Origin of the sequence: Kitasatospora sp. NPDC088160 (assembly GCF_044741445.1) — a bacterium.
Lineage (GTDB): Bacteria > Actinomycetota > Actinomycetes > Streptomycetales > Streptomycetaceae > Kitasatospora.
In genome coordinates this window covers 357,833-377,572 of record NZ_JBIUSS010000006.1, presented here as the reverse complement: position 1 = coordinate 377,572, position 19,740 = coordinate 357,833, and the positions used below count along the sequence as shown (strand labels likewise).

At 67.2% G+C, this 19,740-nt stretch carries 21 protein-coding genes and 2 pseudogenes; 13 read left to right on the top strand and 10 right to left on the bottom strand.

Annotation, left to right across the window (positions count from 1 at the left end; genetic code table 11):
- Nucleotides 1-91: 91 nt before the first annotated feature.
- Nucleotides 92-616, bottom strand: coding sequence for a hypothetical protein (locus ACIOGZ_RS12260; RefSeq protein WP_400985820.1), 525 nt, complete (start codon nt 614-616; stop codon nt 92-94).
- Between the two features lie 128 nt (nt 617-744).
- Between ACIOGZ_RS12260 and ACIOGZ_RS12255 the strand changes: the two genes are divergently transcribed.
- Nucleotides 745-2,352, top strand: coding sequence for an ISL3 family transposase (locus ACIOGZ_RS12255; RefSeq protein WP_400985818.1), 1,608 nt, complete (start codon nt 745-747; stop codon nt 2,350-2,352).
- A gap of 102 nt (nt 2,353-2,454) precedes the next feature.
- Here ACIOGZ_RS12255 and ACIOGZ_RS12250 read toward each other — a convergent pair whose 3' ends face one another.
- Both ACIOGZ_RS12250 and ACIOGZ_RS12245 read right to left on the bottom strand, forming a co-directional pair.
- Complete coding sequence (locus ACIOGZ_RS12250) at nt 2,455-3,267, bottom strand: leucine-rich repeat domain-containing protein (RefSeq protein ID WP_400985816.1); 813 nt, start codon at nt 3,265-3,267, stop codon at nt 2,455-2,457.
- 242 nt (nt 3,268-3,509) lie between these two features.
- Complete coding sequence (locus tag ACIOGZ_RS12245) at nt 3,510-3,839, bottom strand: hypothetical protein (RefSeq protein ID WP_400985814.1); 330 nt, start codon at nt 3,837-3,839, stop codon at nt 3,510-3,512.
- Between the two features lie 577 nt (nt 3,840-4,416).
- On the opposite strand from ACIOGZ_RS12245, the gene ACIOGZ_RS12240 reads away from it, so the two are divergent.
- From ACIOGZ_RS12240 to ACIOGZ_RS12225, 4 genes are all read left to right on the top strand, one after another.
- Entirely contained in the window at nt 4,417-4,797 is a 381-nt protein-coding gene (locus tag ACIOGZ_RS12240) for a hypothetical protein (RefSeq protein ID WP_400985812.1), read from the top strand.
- Between the two features lie 702 nt (nt 4,798-5,499).
- Complete coding sequence (locus ACIOGZ_RS12235; RefSeq protein ID WP_400985810.1) at nt 5,500-6,330, top strand: DUF4279 domain-containing protein; 831 nt, start codon at nt 5,500-5,502, stop codon at nt 6,328-6,330.
- Nucleotides 6,331-6,344: 14 nt separating this feature from the next.
- Nucleotides 6,345-6,674: a hypothetical protein gene (locus ACIOGZ_RS12230; protein WP_400985808.1), complete on the top strand. Its 330-nt coding sequence runs from the start codon at nt 6,345-6,347 to the stop codon at nt 6,672-6,674.
- 65 nt (nt 6,675-6,739) lie between these two features.
- Nucleotides 6,740-7,135 carry a hypothetical protein gene (locus ACIOGZ_RS12225; RefSeq protein WP_400812372.1) on the top strand — a complete coding sequence of 132 codons (396 nt, stop codon included), beginning with the start codon at nt 6,740-6,742 and terminating at the stop codon, nt 7,133-7,135.
- Between the two features lie 77 nt (nt 7,136-7,212).
- Here the strand turns inward: ACIOGZ_RS12225 and ACIOGZ_RS12220 are convergent, their stop codons facing one another.
- The 3 genes from ACIOGZ_RS12220 to ACIOGZ_RS12210 are packed head-to-tail and all read right to left on the bottom strand — an operon-like array spanning nt 7,213 to nt 11,128.
- Nucleotides 7,213-7,806, bottom strand: coding sequence for a DUF6262 family protein (locus tag ACIOGZ_RS12220; RefSeq protein ID WP_400985806.1), 594 nt, complete (start codon nt 7,804-7,806; stop codon nt 7,213-7,215).
- Entirely contained in the window at nt 7,806-10,010 is a 2,205-nt protein-coding gene (locus ACIOGZ_RS12215) for a tyrosine-type recombinase/integrase (protein WP_400985804.1), read from the bottom strand. The genes ACIOGZ_RS12220 and ACIOGZ_RS12215 overlap by 1 nt, the downstream gene beginning before the upstream one ends.
- Complete coding sequence (locus tag ACIOGZ_RS12210; protein WP_400985802.1) at nt 10,007-11,128, bottom strand: tyrosine-type recombinase/integrase; 1,122 nt, start codon at nt 11,126-11,128, stop codon at nt 10,007-10,009. The genes ACIOGZ_RS12215 and ACIOGZ_RS12210 overlap by 4 nt, the downstream gene beginning before the upstream one ends.
- A gap of 115 nt (nt 11,129-11,243) precedes the next feature.
- Between ACIOGZ_RS12210 and ACIOGZ_RS12205 the strand changes: the two genes are divergently transcribed.
- The 6 genes and pseudogenes from ACIOGZ_RS12205 (at nt 11,244) to ACIOGZ_RS12180 (ending at nt 14,441) form a co-directional block, all read left to right on the top strand.
- Complete coding sequence (locus ACIOGZ_RS12205; RefSeq protein ID WP_400985800.1) at nt 11,244-11,672, top strand: DUF1524 domain-containing protein; 429 nt, start codon at nt 11,244-11,246, stop codon at nt 11,670-11,672.
- On the top strand, nt 11,669-11,971 hold the full coding sequence (locus ACIOGZ_RS12200) for a hypothetical protein (RefSeq protein ID WP_400985798.1): 303 nt from the start codon (nt 11,669-11,671) through the stop codon (nt 11,969-11,971). Before ACIOGZ_RS12205 ends, ACIOGZ_RS12200 begins: the two co-directional genes overlap by 4 nt.
- Nucleotides 11,972-12,778: 807 nt before the next feature.
- Nucleotides 12,779-13,063 carry a hypothetical protein gene (locus tag ACIOGZ_RS12195; RefSeq protein WP_400985796.1) on the top strand — a complete coding sequence of 95 codons (285 nt, stop codon included), beginning with the start codon at nt 12,779-12,781 and terminating at the stop codon, nt 13,061-13,063.
- Between the two features lie 7 nt (nt 13,064-13,070).
- Nucleotides 13,071-13,175 (top strand): annotated as a pseudogene (locus ACIOGZ_RS12190) (IS5/IS1182 family transposase); the annotation flags it as partial.
- A 76-nt stretch (nt 13,176-13,251) separates the two neighbouring features.
- Entirely contained in the window at nt 13,252-13,551 is a 300-nt protein-coding gene (locus ACIOGZ_RS12185) for a transposase (protein WP_400985794.1), read from the top strand.
- Nucleotides 13,551-14,441: an IS3 family transposase gene (locus ACIOGZ_RS12180; protein WP_400985792.1), complete on the top strand. Its 891-nt coding sequence runs from the start codon at nt 13,551-13,553 to the stop codon at nt 14,439-14,441. Before ACIOGZ_RS12185 ends, ACIOGZ_RS12180 begins: the two co-directional genes overlap by 1 nt.
- Nucleotides 14,442-14,487: 46 nt before the next feature.
- Here ACIOGZ_RS12180 and ACIOGZ_RS12175 read toward each other — a convergent pair whose 3' ends face one another.
- Complete coding sequence (locus ACIOGZ_RS12175) at nt 14,488-14,937, bottom strand: HEAT repeat domain-containing protein (RefSeq protein ID WP_400985790.1); 450 nt, start codon at nt 14,935-14,937, stop codon at nt 14,488-14,490.
- Nucleotides 14,934-16,183: pseudogene (locus ACIOGZ_RS12170) on the bottom strand (IS256 family transposase). Before ACIOGZ_RS12170 ends, ACIOGZ_RS12175 begins: the two are co-directional and overlap by 4 nt.
- A 109-nt stretch (nt 16,184-16,292) precedes the next feature.
- Between ACIOGZ_RS12170 and ACIOGZ_RS12165 the strand changes: the two are divergent.
- Both ACIOGZ_RS12165 and ACIOGZ_RS12160 read left to right on the top strand, forming a co-directional pair.
- Entirely contained in the window at nt 16,293-16,793 is a 501-nt protein-coding gene (locus ACIOGZ_RS12165; RefSeq protein WP_400985788.1) for a hypothetical protein, read from the top strand.
- A 157-nt stretch (nt 16,794-16,950) separates the two neighbouring features.
- Nucleotides 16,951-18,102, top strand: coding sequence for an ISAs1 family transposase (locus ACIOGZ_RS12160; protein WP_400985786.1), 1,152 nt, complete (start codon nt 16,951-16,953; stop codon nt 18,100-18,102).
- 705 nt (nt 18,103-18,807) lie between these two features.
- On the opposite strand, the gene ACIOGZ_RS12155 is transcribed toward ACIOGZ_RS12160, so the two are convergent.
- Nucleotides 18,808-19,005, bottom strand: a complete 198-nt coding sequence (locus tag ACIOGZ_RS12155) for a hypothetical protein (protein WP_400985784.1) — start codon at nt 19,003-19,005, stop codon at nt 18,808-18,810.
- Nucleotides 19,006-19,017: 12 nt separating this feature from the next.
- On the bottom strand, nt 19,018-19,695 hold the full coding sequence (locus tag ACIOGZ_RS12150; protein WP_400985782.1) for a hypothetical protein: 678 nt from the start codon (nt 19,693-19,695) through the stop codon (nt 19,018-19,020).
- Between the last annotated feature and the right edge of the window lie 45 nt (nt 19,696-19,740).

The following is a 19,740-nucleotide window of genomic DNA, read 5'->3' as shown; positions in this document are numbered from 1 at the left end:
GCTCCACCAAGCCCCACTCGGCATCGGAGAGTTCATGGCGACGTATCACCACACCATGATCCACTAGCCAAGATCACTTTGACGACACTGCCTAGCGATCCAGCTCGGCGACGTTCCACTCCCGAGGCAGGTCCTCGCCGCAGAAGACGCAGACAAAGTCCTCGTCCCGCACGATGTTCAGCTCCCGGCAGGAGCGGCAGCGGCGGAAGACCACCTCGTGGGTGAAGCCGGTCGGGCGCTGGACCCCGATCCGGTCCAGGGCCTCGGCCACGGCCGGCCATGAGATGACGTCCGGGCAGTATCCGGTCGACTGGTTGCTGACCTCCTCGACCTCCCACCGCCCGGACTCCTCATGGAAGCTCATCTCGCCGGCGCTCAGGACCTCGTCGCCGCCGGCGCACACCACGTGCTCGCTGCGGCGCGGAGCCAGTCGCAACACCCCGCTGGCATCGACGACGAAGGTGAACGGCTCGGCCAGCTCATCCGGGGTCCGCTCGGAGGCCCACATGCCGAAGTCCACCGCCGATCGCATGCTCCGGCCCTCGCCACCCGCCCGGACGAGCTCCTTCAGCTCGGCCGGACCCACATACTGATACGTCCGCCCCCGGGTCTCCATGCTCGCCAACCTAGCCCCTCACACAGTCAGGGCCTGGGGAATTACCGGCTCTGGCGCTGATCTTGTGACGCTGCCGGTGTCAGTGGCGTCTGTGATTATGGCTCGCGTGTTCTTCGCGGAGTTTTGAGGTGTTGTTGCCTCATCTGGCTGGTGTCGTGGTGGAGTTGGTCGAGCGGGCTGCGGCCGGGGTGGTCACGATGCATGCGCGGGCCCGCTCGGCGGGTGCGGACTGTCCGCACTGCGGTAGTGCGTCGGACCGCGTGCACGGCCGGTACATGCGGCGGCTCCTGGACGCGGCGGCCGGTGGCGCCAGGGTGGTGATCGAGCTGCTGGTGCGGCGGTTCAAGTGCTCGAACCCGGCGTGTCGGGCGGTGACGTTCGCCGAGCAGATTGCGGGGCTGACGAGCCCGCATGCCCGCTACACGCCACTGATGCGTGAGCAGTTGACCTCGATCGCTTTCGCGCTGGCAGGCCGCGCGGGTGCCCGTCTGGCCGGGGTGCTGGGCCTGCGCGTCGCCAAGGACACCCTGTTACGCCTGGTCCGCGCCACGCCGGAAGAACCCGTCGGGCAGATCCGCGTGCTCGGTGTCGACGACTTCGCGCTCCGGAAGGGCGACTCGTACGCCACGATCCTGGTGGACCTGGAGAGACGGCGCCCGGTGGACGTGCTGCCCGGCCGGGATGCCGAACCGCTGGCCGCATGGCTGAAGGGCCACCCGGAAGTGGAGATCATTTGCCGGGACCGGGCCGGGGCTTATGCCGAGGGCGCCCGCAGCGGAGCCCCGCAAGCGGTGCAGGTCGCCGACGCCTGGCATTTGTGGCACAACCTCGGCGAGGCCGTGGAAAAGACCGTCGCTGCCCACCACGCCTGCGCTCGGACCGCGTACGAGAACACCGTACGGGCAGCCCCGCCGACAAGCGACGACATCTGGCTGACGCCACCGCCGCCGGAACCGGCTGCCGGGATGCTCGACGTCTGCGGACGCGAACGCCGCCTGGTGACTCGGACCAGGGAACGCTACACCGCTGTGCGACAGCTCCTGGAGGGCGGCAGCACGCTGGAGAACATCTGCCGGACACTGCGGCTGGACCGGTCCACCGTGCGCCGCTTCGCCCGCGCCACCAGCATCGACGAACTGCTGGTCAAAGCGACGAACCGCTCCACCATCCTGGACGAGTACAAGCCCCACCTCCATCAGCGATGGAACGAGGGCTGTCACACCACGGTCGAGCTCCACCAGGAGATCGTCACCATGGGCTTCGCCAGTAGCATCCAGACCGTCCGCCGCTACCTCCGTCCCTTCAAGGCCTCCACCGCCGCACCACCCGTGCCCCGCCCGGCTCCACGGCCCCGCCGCATTGTCCGCTGGATCATGACCGACCCCGCAAATCTGACAGCCGATGATGCCGTCGACCTCAAGGAGATCCAGGCCGGCTGCCCCGAACTCAACGCGGTCACCCACCACGTCCGCGACTTCGCCGCCATGATGCAAGACCTGCGGGGCGACCAGTTGCCCGCCTGGATGGAACGTGTCCTCGCCGACGACCTGCCCGCCCTGCACTCCCTCGTCAGTGGACTGCGCCGCGACGTCGACGCCGTCACGGCCGGGCTCTCCACCCCGTGGAGCTCCGGACAGGTCGAAGGACAGGTCACACGGGCGAAACTCCTCAAAAGGCAAGGATTCGGACGAGCCAACCTCGACTTCCTCCGCAAGCGCATACTCCTGACGCCCTGACGCGACTACGTCACAAGGTCAGCGCTGATCTTGTGATGGCCCGGATGCCGACCTGGGCCGGCATCCGGCAGCTGAGCCGCGGCTCGTTGGCATGATGGGAAGTCAGGCGTAGTCAGCGAGGGGTTGGGCAAGTCCGGGGCCGCCCGTGTGCGGGGTCTGGACGTAGCCCTCGGGAGGCTTGGGAATCACCTGTAGGCAGGCTGCGGAGCAGGCATTTACCAGGAGCGGCAAGACGTCGGTGGCAACTCGCAGCGAGATCCATGCCTGGTGGATCTTGGCTCCTTCCAGCGACCGGTCACACACGCTGCACCTGCGGAGTGCCGTAGTACCCCATTCTGCGGGGTCGACGTCGTCGAGGCTGAGGTCTGCGGTCTCCACGCCGCCGGGCTGGAGCGGGGGGAACGGTGGGCGGAACTTCTCGTTGCCGTACAGAGCGCGTGTGCTCACAGTGCTGCGTTTCAGGCTCGGGCACCTGGTTAGCTCGTACGGGAACCAGTGCAGTCGGTAGGAGGTGTACGGGGTGAACTCCTGCAGGCTGCTCATGGCGCCGATCTCCGGAGGGATCCGAACCAGGTTGCTGCCGTAGAGGATGAACTGCTTGACGGCGGTGAGCTTCGCGATGCTGGGCGGCAGGGTGACGATCTGGCGTCGTTCTCGGGGACTCATCTCCACCAACGGCCGAAACACCTCCCGCCCGTCGGCGGCGGCTTCCTCGATCAGCGCCAGGAGGTGCTGCCAGGCCGGCGAAGATGTGTCCTGACGCTCACGGTGGAAGCGCACCCGTCGCCGGTTGCTCACCCGGCCCTGGTCGAAGCACGTGCAGACGTCCCGATAGGACTCGCTGCTGCCCGGGACCGAATTCGCTGTGTTGCCCCACCGATTGGTGTGCGGTGCCGGCTCTGCTTCATTCGCCATGGCACCAAAGATACGAAGACGCGGGCGAGACGGATCAGTGGGGCTTGCGGCTTGGCCCGATCACAAGATCAGCGCCAGAGCCGAATTACGTGACCGTCCACACTGGAACAGCCAACGGCGTTCTGCACCCTGCTATTCGACTTCATCCGCCGTCTCCCGGAGCAGTAGCGCTGAACTCCGCACCTCGCCAACCCAAACGCTCAGTCACAACGAGCGGTCGTGACGTGGGGCGGATGGTGGTTCTACAGCTCGACGTCCATCCAGGCGACGTCGTTGAGCTCGACATCGAGGCCGCGGGCGCGGCGGCCGCCGTCCTTGAAGTAGTGCTCGCCGAGGGCCTCGGCGAGGATCGCTTCCTGCTGGGCCTGGGTGGCGCCAGCGTCGCGGGCCTCGTAGAGGCGCCGGGCCACGTCACCGGGCATCTTCTGGGTGATGATCCGGGGGCGGGGGTCGTCGGTGGAGTCGCCGGCCGCCGAGTAGGCCCCGATGACCAGCCAGCTTCGGTGCGCACCGCGCAGGTCGGGGGCGCAGCGCGGTGACGAGTTCCAGGCCGGAGACGGCGATGGAACCACGCGAGGTCAGCACGCGGGTGGCGTAGGTGCCGAGCAGGCGGGCCAGCTCCGGGGCGGCGGGGCCGTCGGGGATGGTCCAGCCGCCGGACGCGAGGGGGGGTACCGGGGTCGGCCAGGCGCCGGTCTCTTGTCCGTGGACAACGGGGTTTGTCCGGCTCCCACCTGGGTTTTTCCGTCTTCTCGTTGATGGACAATCAGCGCCGGCCGCACAGTGGAACCGGGCCAGCTCTCCCGCCGGAATCCGTATACCGAACCGAGCGGGACATCATGACGCGACGAACCCTGGAGACCGCCCTCGTGCCGTACGGGGGACGGCCTGGTGGCGGCCGCTACGGCCGCCACCAGGCCGAGCCCGAGGAGCTCCGGGCCGGGGATGTCCAGTCGTGAGGACGGCCCTGGCACCGATATGAGCACAACTCAGCAACGTCAACGGAATCGCGGCCTCGCGAACTGTCCGCCGCTGCTGTGAAGCACAACGGCATCTGAGACCCCATGGCTCTCGGAACGCCACGAAGCCCCCGGCATTTTCAAAACCGACAACCGAGGGGTCACGGACCCCAAGTGGAGGAGAAGACCAGTGATCAAGAAGAGGATCTTCGGAGTGGTGGCAAGCACCCTGTTCGCGGTGTCGGCACTCGCGGTGCCCGCGGCGAGCGCCACCACCGCGGCGGCGCCCGACGCCACGGTGTCGATCAAGGCGTGCTCGCCCTGGAGCGACTACCGCAGCGAGGGCGGCGGCAGCGGCCAGATGTGCGAAGGCAACCACGCCACGGGCACGATCTACGACGCCAAGGCCGACGGGCGATGTGTCTTCTTCAAGTTCTACTACATCGGGGGCGGCGAGCCCGCTCAGAGCGCCCAGGTGGGCCCGGCTGGCGCGACCAAGTACATCGACGTCTGGGCCGCGCCCGGCAAGCAATTCAACGGCGAAGTCTCCGCGGAATGGCGTAGCTGCTGATAGAGCCACCGGGCTGCGCGGCCCCGGCCCCCGAGTCGGGTGCAAACCCGCCAAGGAGCCGGGGCCGCGCAGCCCCTCCACCACAGGAGCCCAGGAGCACCGCCGCGACCAGGAACGCAAAGGCCCGACCACCAATCCCGGCAGCGCCCACAAGTCGCGTCGCTCAGCGGCTTCCCGTACCCGCTGGTCAGTGCTGGCCAGAGTCAACGCGCACCGTCGGCTCGCCGCCATTCAAGTGACGGGCCATCACGGGGTCACGGGGATCCGGTACTGCTGGTCGCATAATCACTCATGCTGGGTGGCGTCGTACCGCCACCGTCCTCGCCACGCTCGTCCTGACCGCTCTGCCGGCCGCAGGTCCCGCCTTCGCCGGCACCACCGCCCCCGCCGCCGCGGCGACAGCCACCCACCGCACGCTGCCCGAGCCCCCGCCCGTCGATGTCGCGCGCGATGAACTGGCCGACCTGACCGTGGCCGAGCCTCACTCCATGGAGGGCTACAGCCGTACCAAGTTCCCTCACTGGGCCAAGCAGTACGGGGAGTGCGACACCCGCGTTATCTGCACTGCTGGTTCCGGAGACTCACGGAAAGCCAGTGGCAGCACAGCAATGTAGCTGAAGATCGCTGTCTGAGGCACGTGAGGCACAGCAGCTCCGGAGAAACCTGCTGGCCAGGTGCGCGGTGACCTGTCATGGTGTCGCCGTGTCTGACGAATCGATAGAGCTGTCGCCGATGCCGGGCACGAAGTGGTCGGCTGGATCCCTGCGGATCACGAGCTGGACTGTCCGCGCGAGTGAGATCTCGGTGCGGCTGGGCATTACCCCTGATCACGAGTACGAGCGGGGAAGCCTCTCAAGTCCACGGAACCCACTCAGCCGTCGGCGTGGGGCCGCCGTCTGGATTCTCAAGAGTGGCCTGGACAACGACCGATGTCCAGAGGATCACGTCGCCGAACTCCTCCGTCGTCTGGTCGGCAAGCACGACGAATTGGCGAGCCTGGCCGCCGACTGCAAGCTGGAGTTGTTCCTCGGCTTCGGCAGTGAGAGCGGCCAGGGCGGATGCGCTCTCCCCTCCGCGCTCCTTCGAGAGGCCGGAGACCTCGGCCTCGACATCGCGCTGGACCTGTACCCACAGGCACCCGACGACTATGCCGGTCCCGATGACGCGGCCGATGATCCTGACCGGCCCGACGCCGAGGCAGGATGGCACGGCCCCTTCTATCGAGTCCGCAACAACGACTTCGAGATCCGCTTCCTCCCGGATCCGCACGAGGATCTCGACGACGTCTGCAACACCGATGCCGAAGTCCTCCTCCCTGACGGATCACGGTGGGGCGCGACGATCCTGACCGTCGACGAAGTCGGCCGGCTGATGAATCGGTGGGACGGCACCGGAGAGGCCCTGGGTGGCAGGTACTTCTCATGCTCTGACGGCCTGATCGTCCGTTCCCCAGGCATCGCGGGAATGGTGGATGTGATCGTCGGGCTGCTGGAGGCTGGAGAACTCCAGCACACCTTCAAACGACTGGACTGATTGGCATCTGATGCATGATCTCGAACGTGAACGAACCGGAACTGGACCTCCTCTCACGACTGTGGGAGGAGCACATTCGCGCGAGGTTCCCGGCCCATCTTCGTGGTCAGGACATCGAGGGCCAAGACATGGTGCTGCTGGACGCGGACACCGCTGGCTGTGTCTCCTCGTCACTGTCGGGGCCCCTTGATGAGAAGCGCCGCAGCATCCTCCTCGGGTGCCTTGGGGCCCTTGAAAAGGTCGTTCCGTCGATCGGTGATGAGGGCGGCGCGATCGAGTACTACGAGCGCTTGCGGGAGATGGCCGCGCTGGCAGTCGAGCTCGGAAATGCCAAGGCCGGGTAGTGTCCGGCAATTCGGGGTGGGCGCCCGTGTAGCCTGCCCGCTCGTTCGATTTGGGGGGCAGCTTTGTGATCCACCTTCCAGATGGGTCCTGGTGGGACTGGGACGTTGTCAGCGGGAACGCCGGTCGGCTGCGGCTGGGCGCCGGCCACGACCTGTCGTACCACCACGGCCTGGAGCTGGTCTTCAGCGACCCGGTCTTCGTCATATGTCCCGCTTCATTCCACGATCCGACGTTCCGCGAGCCGACACCCGCGGAGGCCCGGATCGTGTCTCGGCAGGTTGGTGAAACACCTGAGGTGTTGGTCGCCTTCGAGGCCGATGCGGGAGGACCTGAACCCGCCTCCGGCTTGATCGCGGCCCGGCAGCTCGACATCGTCCAGGGAACCGTCTTCCGGTACTGGCGCGAGAATCTGGAGGCTGGGGAACGCCTTGCCCCTTGGGTGCGTCCGCCGGAAGCATGACCGCGGACTCGTAGCCGGGTGGTGCTTCTGGCCAGCTATCTGGCCAGAAGCACCGGCGAGGTTGTGGGCTCCGGCGGCTATCGAGCCGAGCTTGGAACCGCTCGAATGGATCGTGCGAGGGCTCTACGGACTGCGGTGACCTCGTCTTCCAGCTCGACTGTGCGACGTTCGAGCCTTCCAGCTCGCGCGGTCTGCTCGGCAAGTTCGGAGATCAGGAGCGCGTTGTGGCTCTCCAGGTCCCGAATGCGGCGGAGAAGTTCGGTTCGCTGGACGTCGTCGATCTCAGCGCCGAGGGCGAGCCTGACCCGATCCTGGAGTCGGTCCCGTTCCGTCTTCAGGCCCTTGATCTCTTCGCGGGCGAGTGCGAGGTCGGTCTGCAGGCTGGCTTCGCTGACCCGTTGCTTCGGGAGAATGGCTGCGGCCGGAATGCCGTGCCGGGCCTGTTCCTGGACGGCAGCTTGCACCGCCTGGTGGACGTCCGGACTGTTGTAGACGAACCAGGTGGAGACGGCGGCCTTGCGGGCCACGCGCGCGACCGTAATCCGCTCGCCTGCGGCGACGAGGCCGGCGACGGCGTCGAGGCTCCGCTTGGTCTTGGCCTTGCTGTCGGCGGTCCGTGCCTGCCGCAGCCGCTCTACGCGGGCCTCGCGGGCAACGGTCGTCGGATCCATCACGGGGCCCTCCTGATGTCCAGAGTGTCACCGGGGAAGAACGCCTGAGAGGCGCGGACCTTCCGCAGCTCCTTCGACGCCGCCTCCACCGCATCCCGTTCCTGCGGTGACAGACCAGCCAAGCGCTCGTCCATCTCGGCCAAGACCTTTGCGTATGCCTCCAGTTGGTGCTCGAAGTTCGCCAGCACCCAGTCCGCGGCGCCCATGGCCGTCGCTGCCTCCCGATCTGCTCGCAGATCGGCGATGGTCTGCTCCAGTGCCGGACGGTAGGAGGGGTCGGGCTCGTAGAAGTCGCAGCCGGCGCACTGAAAGCGGATGCGGCAGTGCCCGCCGCCGGCCTTGACGTTGCTGGGCTCGGTGCATCCTCCGTTCGGCACCGCCACGGATCGCAGCTCGTAGGCGAGCGGGTCGTTGGAGCCTCTCGGGTTCCCGTGACGGTCGGCGGCGAGTACCGCCACCGTTTCGACGGCCTTGCGACGCCGCTCCTGGGAGACGGTGTAGTAGCCCATGGTGACGTCGAGTGAGCGGTGGTCCATGAGCTTGCACAGCACGTCGATGGCGGTTCCGGCATCGGCGTGCCGCTGTGCGTAGGCATGTCGCAGGCCGTAGGCGATGGTCTCCGAACGGCGGTAGGGGACCTGGTCGCCGTTGTCGTCGAGGCGGTTGTCGAGGAGTTCGGGGATGCCGTCAACCCAGTCGCGGAAGACCCTGGCGGAGAAGTAGTGAGCGGTCAGGTACCTGACGCGGGATCTGCGTGTGGCTCCGGGTGCCGGGAAGAGCCACTCCTCGCAGCCCGGCATCTCCGGGAGACTGTCGCGGTGCTTCTGCCACTGCTGGATGTGCCGTGCGGTCTCCGGGCTGATCGGAAGGCGCCGGCCGTAACGTCTGCGTTTGCGGTTGTCGTAGATCAGGGACGGCTTGCCGTCGATCCACTGCAGACAGTCGCGCTTGAGCGAGGTGGCTTCCTCAGGACGGCGTCCGGTGTCGCGGATGATGCGGTAGACCTCCTGATACATGGCCGCGAAGTCGCCGGCTTGCCAGCCGGCGTGCTTGTAGGTGGATTCCGCGCCCATCAGGGGCAGGTACTGGTCGAGCCGCGCGATGACGTGTTCGGGGATCGCGCGGCCACTCTCGTCCTCGGTCATGTCGACGGCCTCGATGCCGTGCAGCTCGGGGCTGAGCGCGAAGACCCCCGGGATGTCGTCCATCAGGCCAGCCAGGCGCGCGTACTGAAGGAGTCGGCGCCACCAGCCCAGCATCGCCCTGCGCTGGGCCTGGGAGTAGGCGCTGCCGTTCTTTGGATTGCGGGCGATCTCGATGGCCTCGACAACAACGGTCATGTCGGCCAGGGCGAGCGCCTGCGGCCTCTCGGCGGCGGGCCTGGACGCCAGCGCGTTCGAGGCGAGCGCCGTGACGTTAGCCGTGCGCCTCAACTCCGACACGGTGGGCCGCACGGCTCGCCCGTACTCCTTAACGATCTCGCGCAGCCACCGTTGCCGGATCGGCCGGAAGTCCAGGTGCCCGCTGGCCGCGGGATAGCGGCGGTTCGGTGCGGACAGCAGCCCTACCAGCGCGCAGTCCCAGACGTCTCCGAGCGTCGGATCGACGCCGTCGTACTGAACGCGGGCCCGGCGGAGTCTGACCTGCATGTCGTTGACCAGGCTGTATGTGGTCTTGGGGAGGTGCGTGATGGACAACGGCATGCCGAGGTCCATCAGCGAGGACAGCCCTGGCGGGAGGTTGCGGACGATGCGGCGCATCAACGCGGGCACGACCGGGCGGTCCTCCTCGTCACGACGCTGAAGGCAGTAGAGGATCTCCGCCCGCACTGCTGTGGAGAGGTCCCCGAGAGCGAACTGTGACCGGCCCGGTTGCAGGCCATCCCCCACATTGGGCTGCCGCACCGCGGGCAGGGAGGGCGTGTGAGTCGTATCGAAGTCGGCCGGGTGACCGCGCCGTGCGCTGACAGCCCGACATGCTTCGCAGCGGGATGCTGGCGACTCGACCAGCACGCCGCAGGCCGTCACGCGGCAGGCGAAGGCCCGGGTCCGCGGGCTGTCCAGATCCGTGGTGAACAGCAGGCTGCCGGGATCCCACTCACCCGTCCGCCACTGGAGGTCGAGCCGGTCGGCGAGCCAGGCCGCCCAGTCGGTCCGTGCGACCTGGCTCGCGGGCAGTTCGGCGTAGTCGTGCGCGACGGTCATCGGATTCCTCCGGCTGCCACCAGATCGACTGCTGCACGCAGATCGTCGTCGCTGGCATGGAGGTAGACAGCCGTGCTGGCCGCGGAGACGTGACCGAGCAGAGTCTGCACCACGTCAGGGTCGATTCCCGCACGGATCCAGGCGGTCGCCGCTGTGTGCCGCATCATGTGCGGCCGGGCCCGGAACCCGCAACGGTTGCCGATCCGCTCGATGATCTGCTTGGCATTCGAATACGACATGGGCAAACCGGCATGGCGCGAGGCCAGATTCACGAACACGAAGTCGGATCCCGCGGCCTGCTGGACACCGTCGCGCTCAACGAGGTGGTCCCGGTAGGCGTTCACCACCCGCCTCTCGACGGGAACGTGCCGGTGCCTCCCCGATTTGGCGCGTGCACCGTTGCTGTTGTTCTGGCGGGGCCTGACGTGCACGTGCGCCCCGGCGATCTGGCAGCCCAGGTGCTGGGAGTCGGGCAGGAAGTGCATGTCCTCGCGCCGCAGGCCAAGCGCCTCGCCGATGCGCAGGCCGGTACCGAGGAGCAGCGCGAGCAGGAAGCGGTCGCGCGCGGTGCCGGCAGCCGAGAGGATCCGGTCGACCTGCCCGGTGAGTAGGACGGCGGGTGGCAGCTCGATCTCGGCTGCTTTCAGGACACGGGCGTTGACGCGTCGGAACTGTCCGTCTTCGCCTTCATTGAAGCCCTTCGGCGTGTACTGGAGGAACCGGGGCTCGCTGAGTGCGGACGCGACCTCGGGGGCCACGATGCCGGTCGCCGCACACCAGCGCAGGAACCCGCAGGCGGTGCCCACCACGGCATTGATGGTCTTACCGGTCGGCAGACGGAGGGTACGCGGGTCCGGCGTCTGCTCGATGTGGAACTTGTAGCGCGCCATCTCGCCGAGCGACACGGTCTTCCAGTCGGTGCCGCGTCCGGAACACCAGTTCAGGAACCGCCCGACGCGGGGCAGATAGTTCCGCTGAGTCTGCGGCGAGCGGTTCTTGGCGCGCAGGTGGATGGAGTACTCAAGGCTCTCCGGGTGAGGGATGTACGTCTCCTCGTCAACGAGGAGCCAGGTGACCGCCCCGGTGGTCGGGGATATCGCCTTTTCTGCTCTGAACATGCGGTGGTGCTCTCCTGCATCATCTGTGGATCTCGTCCCTCACCGTATGGTCGATATCAGCGAGGCACAGGGCGGCCTGCCCCTGTGGCCCACGTGGCACGGAGTCACGGAACGCATGCAGATAACCCGCGAGGTTGTCCTGGCGAGGGACGGCCGGGACGTCGTCCAGAACGACAAGTGCCAGACCGTTTCCGGCACCTGGATGAGCCCGTACGACGGCAAGGCCTTCACCAACTCAAAGGATCTTGACGTCGACCACGTCGTGCCGCTCGCGAACGCCTGGCGCAGTGGTGCCGATCTCTGGGACACGAGCACGAGGAAGGCGCTCGCGAACGACCTGGTGGAGCCTCAGCTGGTCTCGGTGTCTGCGGCCAGCAACCGCTCCAAGGGCGACAAGGGCCCGGACCTGTGGAAGCCGCCGCTGTGGTCGTACTGGTGCACGTACAGCCGCGCGTGGATCGAGGTGAAGAGCCATTACCAGCTCAACATCACCGCCCCCGAGAAGCAGGCCCTGTCCGACATGCTCGACACCTGCGACCAGTGACCGTCCCACCAAACGCCGAACGCCACCAGGCGCACGTGACCGCCGGACCCGGCGGAGTGATGACCGAAGAGGTCGGCTGCATCACCGGCGAGCTGACCGTCGTCACCACCGCCTTCCCGACCGGGCAGGCATGGGTCGCGGTCCAGACCCGCGGCGCCGACGAGTGGTACACCCTCACCGGCACCCCCACCCCCCTGCCCATGGGTGAGTCCCTGGCCCACTACCACCAGCGCGTCCTGGACGCCGTCCGCACCGGCGGCGAAACCGTCGCACCGCCCGCGGCCGGCACCGGGCAATAGGCCATGACGCCGTCCCGGGAGAGCCGCTCACCCCGGGACGGCGACGCCCACCCGCGCGTGCTCGCGACCGCACGCAGCAACGCCCCGGCCCGCCGACGCCCCGACCGCCGCACCACGAACCCGGTGGCCTCCACACCCTGCTCAGGGGATGGAGGCCACCACCGCGCTCCCGACCAAACCCGCAGGTCGACGGGGATTGACCAGCCGACAGGGACGTGTAGAGTCCGCCAGTTTTACCTTCTGGCCAACGCCGGCTCCAAGCTGGCCGTCGCCACGCTGCTGTTCCTCACACAGCATGTCGAGGTGACCTGGCACTGACACCTGGGGACCGGTCCGCTGCCCGCTCGGGGGTCGGGCGCGGACCGGTCGTTCCAGTGTGCGTGGGCGGGCAGCGCGGCGCTCGGTCAGGGAGTGTCGCCGGCCCAGTCCCAGCGAGACGGGTCCACGGGCCGGGGTTCGTAGTGGGACCGGCCGCCGGCGCCGTAGGACCCGATCTCCGTGGAGAGCGCGGCGCCATCGGCGAGCTGTTCGGTGTCCCAGCCGGTGACGTCCAGGAGTTCTCTGAACTGGTTCCTCTTCTCGCGGTGAGCTAAGGGCTGTCCCGTATAAGCGGGTGAGCCGGGGCGAGGACGACGGTACGGTGCCCGGATGGAGCCCTCGAACCCCGTATGTCCAGCTCACGGACCTGGCATCGATCCCGCGTCGCTGATCGGTCGTCGGCTGGTGCGGCTTGTGGCGTCCTGGCACGTATATGAGGGACGAGAATCTGACACCCCGGTCGATCTGTGGCTCATCGATGACCAGGGGGTGTCCACCCACATCATGAGCGGAACGGACTGGTGCCTTGTGGTTGAGGCGTCCGAGCCGTACGAGGGCTACGACATGGGCGACTGGGGCAGGATCGACGTGCGACCCGTTGACGAGGAGACCCCGCTGGCGAGCCGCGTTGGGGAAGTCGTGCTCGGAGTCCGAGAGGAGTGGGAGCCGCTGACGGGGCGGATGGGCCTTGAGTTGGACTTCGCATCAGGAAGCGTCCATTGCGAGAGCTGGTCTGGTGACCTCCGCATTCGAGCCATAGGCTCGATGCCATGATCCCGTTATGGCTGGTGTGATCACGGCGTCGGAGCCGTCCTGAATAGCCCCGTTGACCGGGCTGAGCCCGCAGGACTTCCGCAAGCTGATGACGGTGCTACGCCGCGAGGGCTGAAGTTCCACCCTTGGCTCGGACACCTGGACACTGGGACATGTGAGCCCGGAGGAAGCAGTCTCAGGTGGGAACCATGAGCAACATGAGTAAGCGGTATACGGCGGAGTTCAAGCGGGATGCGGTCGCGCTGGTGCGCTCGTCGCCGCACCGGAACGTCACCGAGATCGCCAGGGAGCTGGGGGTCAGTCCGGAGGGGCTGCGGGGCTGGGTCAAGCAGGACCGCACGGACCGTGGCGAGGGCAGGCCGGGCGAGCTGACCAGTGCGGAGCGCGAGGAGCTCACCCGGCTGCGGCGGCAGACGGTCGAGCAACAGAAGACGATCGAGATCCTGCGCAAGGCAGCCGCCTATTTCGCGGCCGAGACGACACGGTGATGATCCGCTTCCGTTTCGTTGAGGATCACCACGGCGCCTGGGGCGTCAAGCAGATCTGCCGTGTCCTGGGCATTGCCCGGTCCTCGTTCTACGACTGGCGGGCCGGCGAGGCCGCCCGTCGCGCCCGCAAGCGGGCCGAGGACCTGCTCGTCGCCGAGATCGTGGTGATCCATCTGGCGTCCCGTGGCGCATACGGCGTCCCGCGCGTGCACGCGGAACTGCGGCGCCAGGGCCGGGCGGTCAACCGGAAGAAGGTGGAGCGGATCATGCGCGAGCGCGGGATCACGGGCATCACCCGCCGCCGGCTCCGTTGCCTGACCCGCCAGGCCCGCAAGCCCGTGTTCGCCCCGGACCTGATCGGGCGCGACTTCACCGCACCCCGCCCCGGGATGCGGCTGGTCGGCGACATGACGTTCCTGCCGACCGAGGAGGGCTGGCTCTACCTGGCCACCTGCATCGACCTGGCCACCCGCGAAGTTGTCGGCTACGCGATGGCCGACCACCACCGCGCCGAGCTGCCGGTGGCCGCGCTGCGGATGGCCGCCGGCCGCGGCGGCCTGGAACGCGGCTGCATCTTTCACTCGGACCGCGGCAGCGAATACACGTCGAATGAATTCCGCAGTGAGATAGGCAAGTTGGAGATGAGGCAGTCGATGGGACGAGTCGGCTCCTGTTACGATAACGCCGCCGCCGAGAGCTTCTTCGCCGTACTGAAGGAGGAGATCAGCACCCGGATCTGGCCGGACCGCGCCACCGCCCGCGCGGAGGTCTTCGCGTTCATCGAGACCTTCTACAACCGCAGGCGTCTACGCAGGCACCCCGAGTGGGGCTACCTCACGCCCATCGAGATCCGCCAGCGGCACCAGCAAGGTCACACCCTCGCGGCGTAAACAGACAGTGTCCGAGTGCAGGGTGGAACTTCAGGCGGAGCAATAGTCAAGAGTTGTGGGTGAGGCCCTTCTGCTCGACAGCGGTGAGCTCGGCTGCTGCGAGCCGAGCCTCCTCGCGAACCTCTGGGTCGGGGTGATGGAGGAAGGGCTCGATTAGCGGCCGGGCCTGCGGGTCGTGGGTGGCCCCGAGGATGTAGAGCGTGTGGATGAGGAGTTGGCGTTCCATCGTCGGCATGGCTGCGGTCAGTGGTTCGACGAGGGCCAGAGGCAGGCGGTAGTGGTCGAACGCCTCGCTGGTCGAGTTCAGGGCGGACTCGCGCACCTTGGTCACCGGTTCGTTGACGGCCAGGCTGACCAGACGTCCGACGACCAGGCGAGCGGAGTCCGCGTCGAGTGCGGTGCCGCGCAGGAGGTCCCCGAGGACGTCGGCGGCGACGTCCCGACGATCCGGATCGCGGTCGGTCAGAGCTTCGAGTGCCTCGAACATGTCGTTCATGCTGCTACCTCGGGCCGCTCGACCAGGACGCCGTTTTCGAAGCGGGCGCCGGCGCGGACCAGCGGCACCAGGTGGGCGCCGGTGATCGCACGCCATCGCGCCTGGGCGGACCGACGAGCTTGAACACCATCGCCAGGGCAGCGGCCGGGCTGCCGGCACCTCGTGTGACCTTGGTGCGGAGTTTGACCGTGGAGAAGGTCGACTCGATGGGGTTCGTGGTCCGCAGGTGGATCCAGTGCTCGGCCGGGAAGTCGTAGAAGGCGAGCAGCTCGTCCCGATCGTCGGTGATCTTCGCGACCGCCTTGGGGAACTTGGCGCCGTAGGCGCGTGCGAAGGCCTCGATCGCCCGCTCGGCATGGCCACGGTCCTCGGCATTGTAGATCTCCTGCATCGCCTTCGTCGCGCCAGGCTGTGCGGACTTGGGCAGGCAGTTCGTGACGTTACGGCTTTTGTGAACCCAGCACCTTTGGTGCCGTGCGGCCGGGAACACCTCGGCGAGCGCACGCCACAGGCCCATGGCGCCGTCCCCGACCACCAGCTCGGGGTCACGCATCCCGCGGCGGCGGCAGTCACGCAACAGGTCGGCCCACGACTCGGTCGATTCTCACAGGCCCTCGGCGAGAGCGATGAGCTCCTTGGTGCCGTCCAGGCGGACGCCGAGCAGGACCAGGACGCACGAGTGGGCCTGGCCGAGGCGGACCTTGGGGTGCACGCCGTCGGCCCACACGTAGACGTAGTCCCGGTCGGACAGGTCCCGGGTCTGGAAGGCAGCGTGGTCGTCGCTCCACTGCTTGGTCAGCCGGGTCACGGTGGCCGGCGACAGGCCGGCGGTGCCACCGAGGAACTGCTCCAGAGCGGGCACGAAGTCCCCGGACGACAGGCCGTGCAGGTAGAGCAGGGGCAGCACCTCGGAGATCTTCGGCGACTTGCGGCACCACAGCGCCAGGATCTTCGAGGAGAACCGCTTGCGCTCTCCAGTCGTCTCGTCCACGCGCCGGTCGTTGATCCGCGGGGCCCTGACCTCGACCGGCCCGGCCGCGGTGACCACCGACCGCGGCCGGTGGTGGCCGTTGCGGACCACCAGGCGCCGCCCACACTCGTCCTTCTCCGCCGCCAACTCGGCTATGTACTGGTTGACTTCTGCTTCCAGCGCGGCAGCGAGCATGCGCCGGGCGCCCTCGCGGACGATCTCGTCGATCAGGGAGCCGGACTCCGTCGAACCATCGGCATTCACTACGCTGAGCACGGGCGTGCCTTCCCGACCTGCGCTGCAACGCGGGCCTACTCGGTGACCATCACAGGATCATTCGGGAAGGTATGCCCTCCGCGTCCCGCCCGGGGTTGATCCACAGGTCTTGAGCATTGCTCCCGACATGCCACCACGTCGCCCAACCCTCGTCAGGCGGCTTGGTTGGCTCAGCGACACCGCCTATGACGCTGACGACGAGTGCGTCGCCATCGGCGAACGCCACTTCGGCGAGCGGTTCCTCGACGAGTATGGGGAGATGCGCGCGTTTCGGGATCTGCGCCCGGCGCTCTTCTCCGCTGTTCATCCTCTCCTCGACCACGATCACGCCGACGTACGCGACGCGGCCCTGCTCACCGCCATCCCCCTCGCAGAGCACCCCCTCCTCGCTTCGCACCGGGGCGTGCTGGTCGACCACGCCCACCGTCTGCTGGCCACCAGCACTGACCGCTACAACCGAGACCGCGCCCTGGACGCACTGAAGGCATGGGGACACGACACTGGCGATCTGGAGAACGCGGATGACATCGCGGCCCGCGAACGCCACGCCCGTCTCGTGGCCGAACGAGCTTCCTGGACAGGCGGCTACACCGAAGATCCGCCGTTCTGACTCGGGGACGTGCAGTGCCTTCAGACCCGCCACTGATCACCGCGCGTCATCACACGGCACAAACTGAGCTAGAACCGGGTCGACCCGCCACGAACACATCAAAGCTCCGGTTGAACGGGGTGACCTTCCCAAGTCGCCCTGAACCACCGGAGCTTCGATGTGCCGCCAGTCTGCCACCGTCTGCCTGATCAAGTCGCCCGCTCTGAACAGTGTGGCGGGATTGTCGCTGGTGGAGCGGTTCCGGTTGCTGCCCGATCCGCGTCTGCGTCGAGGGGGGCGTCACCCGTTCGTGGCGGTGCTGCTGGTCGCCGCCTCGGCGGTGGTCGCCGGCGCGCGCTCGTACGCGGCCATCGGCCAGTGGTCCGCGAACGCTCCGCAGCACACCCTGGTCCGGCTGGGGGCCCGGGTCGTGGGCGCGCTGGGCGTGCGCGTCGCACCGAGCGCCGCCACGATCCGGCGAATCATCGGCCTCGTTTGTCCCGGCGGATTGGCCGACCTTACTGGCGCCGATCCGGCCGGCTCGGACTCGATCGCCGTGGACGGCAAGGCCGCCCGCGGCTCCCGGCACGGCACCTCGCCCGCCGCTCACCTGCTGGCCGCGATGACCGGCGACGGCCGGACCGTCACCCAGCTGCGAGTGTCCGACAAGACCAACGAGATCACCTGCTTCGTTGCGCTGCTGGAGCCCTACGACCTGACCGGGGTCACGGTCACGGCCGATGCCTTGCACACCCAGCGCGGCCACGTGCGCTTCCCGGTCGAGGAGAAGAAGGCCCACTACGTGCTGGTGGTCAAGGGCAACCAGCCCGAACTACATCGCAGGCTGCGGACGTTGCCGTGGAAGGAGGTCACCGCGCACCGCTACGACCGCGAGACCGGCCACGGCCGCAAGGAGACCCGCGTAACCAGAGCCCTCACCGTCACCGACCTGGGCCTGGACTTCCCCCACGCCGTCCAGGCCGCACGCATCCTGCGCTACCGCACCGACCTCAAGACCGGCACCGTCAGCCGCCAGACCATCTACGCGATCACCGACCTGACCTCGCAACAGGCCTCGCCTCAAAGGCTCGGCCAGCTCGCCAGATCGCAGTGGATCATCAAGAACCGGCTGCACTTCGTCCGCGACACCACCTTCGCCGAGGACGCCTCGAAAATCCGCACCTGCCACGGCCCCGAGAACATGGCAACCCCCCGCAACCTGGCGATCAACACGCTGCGGCAGCACGGGCATCACAACATTGCCGCGGGCCTCCGACACGCCTCCTACGAGCCCTTCACCCGCCCGCTCGACCTCCTCAGCATCGCCTGACCAGGCACACTCACAAGATCACCGGACTTTGCAACGGCCCTGGGGATCGCCCTGAGGCCCAACGGCGCCGGGGATGGCGTGACCACCAGGCAGAACCGTGGCCCGCCTGCTGGGTTGTCAACTTAGCGTTCCAGTAGGACTTTTAGGTGCACCAGTCTGCATCAGCCGGGACCCTCTGCGCGAGTCGCTTTCACCGACGCCGGGACCTTGGCGACCGCGGCGGCGACGATCCCGCCGACCATGTGCCGTTCGGGAACTCATCGCTGCTGCTCGGAGTGGATCTGGCGCGCCGTCACGCCTCCTTGTTGCCGTAGCCCTGTCGCACGAGCCGGAAGTATTCCTCCCGCTCCGCACGGAGCTTCCGGGGCCCCTGTGGCTTCCGCTCCCCGCGGATCTTGAAGCCCATCTCATCCCCCGGGCTGGGGTGTTGCGACGACCGTTAGAACCCAAGCACTGGTTAGAACACGCATTGTCGGATCGTGACCGTAAGGACCGGGCTCGGGGAGAGAAGTGGTGAGGACCGTGGGCTTCCCTACGGTGCTCGCCGCCACCGAAGTGGCGAGCACCGGACTGCAGGCGCCCGGCTGGGTGCCAGCCGGGCGCCTGCGTAAATTATTGCGGCCTGGTCAAACCAACTGCGTATTGTAACGGGTTCCAGAAACCGCGTCGTTCGAGCGGATTTTTAAATCCATGCTCACGTGTGGACTAGTGTCCGCCACTAAACGGAAGATCCGGCAAGGTTTGCAGGAGGGCCCGCACATCATCCATCGACGCGCCTACGCGCGTCTCGAAGTCCCGTTCATCGCCAGTCTCAAGCGCTTCACTCATGAGCGAAACGACGAGAAAGAATTCTTCCCGCGCCATCGTGACCATGATCTCCGCTCCACAGTCTTCCACCTCCATTAAATTTTTCTCCTATTCAGACTTGAAGTTCTTGAGGAAATATCCGTAACCCTCCTTGGGTGCGAATACGGTACCACCGTCTCGGGCATTGGGGTTACAGATTACAATCACACCATTTCGCCAGTACGCACCCCTTCCGCCGGCGCCGATTCTCCGTTCACCGTTGAGAATTACTTCCTCGATCATCTCGGCGAACTGCTCGCGCGTTCGGATGCCTGGAAACTCCCCCTGGGTTATGACGTGCTTATCGAATGCGTGCCCATTAGCCCCTGCAAGCTCCTCTGCGGCGAGTTTGGCCTGCAGGCGTCGCCCGTCAGCAACGTTGTCCTCTACTCTCCTGAATCGCCGCGCATCCTGGGCTATCTCCACAATGGATTTGGACTTCTTGGCGATTTGCGCGAACTTGCCGCCAGGGAAGAATCCGATGGCGGTTTCCGCGCAGGCGCTGACGCTCTTCTGCTTGATGCATTCCTCTGCGGTGTCAACGCCCAGAATGGCCTTGACGATCCTGACGGATGCCTGCGCATAGGGATCGATGACCCTACCGACCTCGGCCATGTCGTCCAGCGGGGCGTATCCGAAGACGCCCTTCTTCCTCGGCGAGCACACGGAGAGGTTCGGCATCTTGGTGCAGCCGATGATTCGCTTTCTCCGCTCCTCATCCATCCGCTCCTGTCGCTCCTCCTCCATCACGGCATAGCGGATCTGCAGTTCGAGTTCCTTCTTGAACTCCTC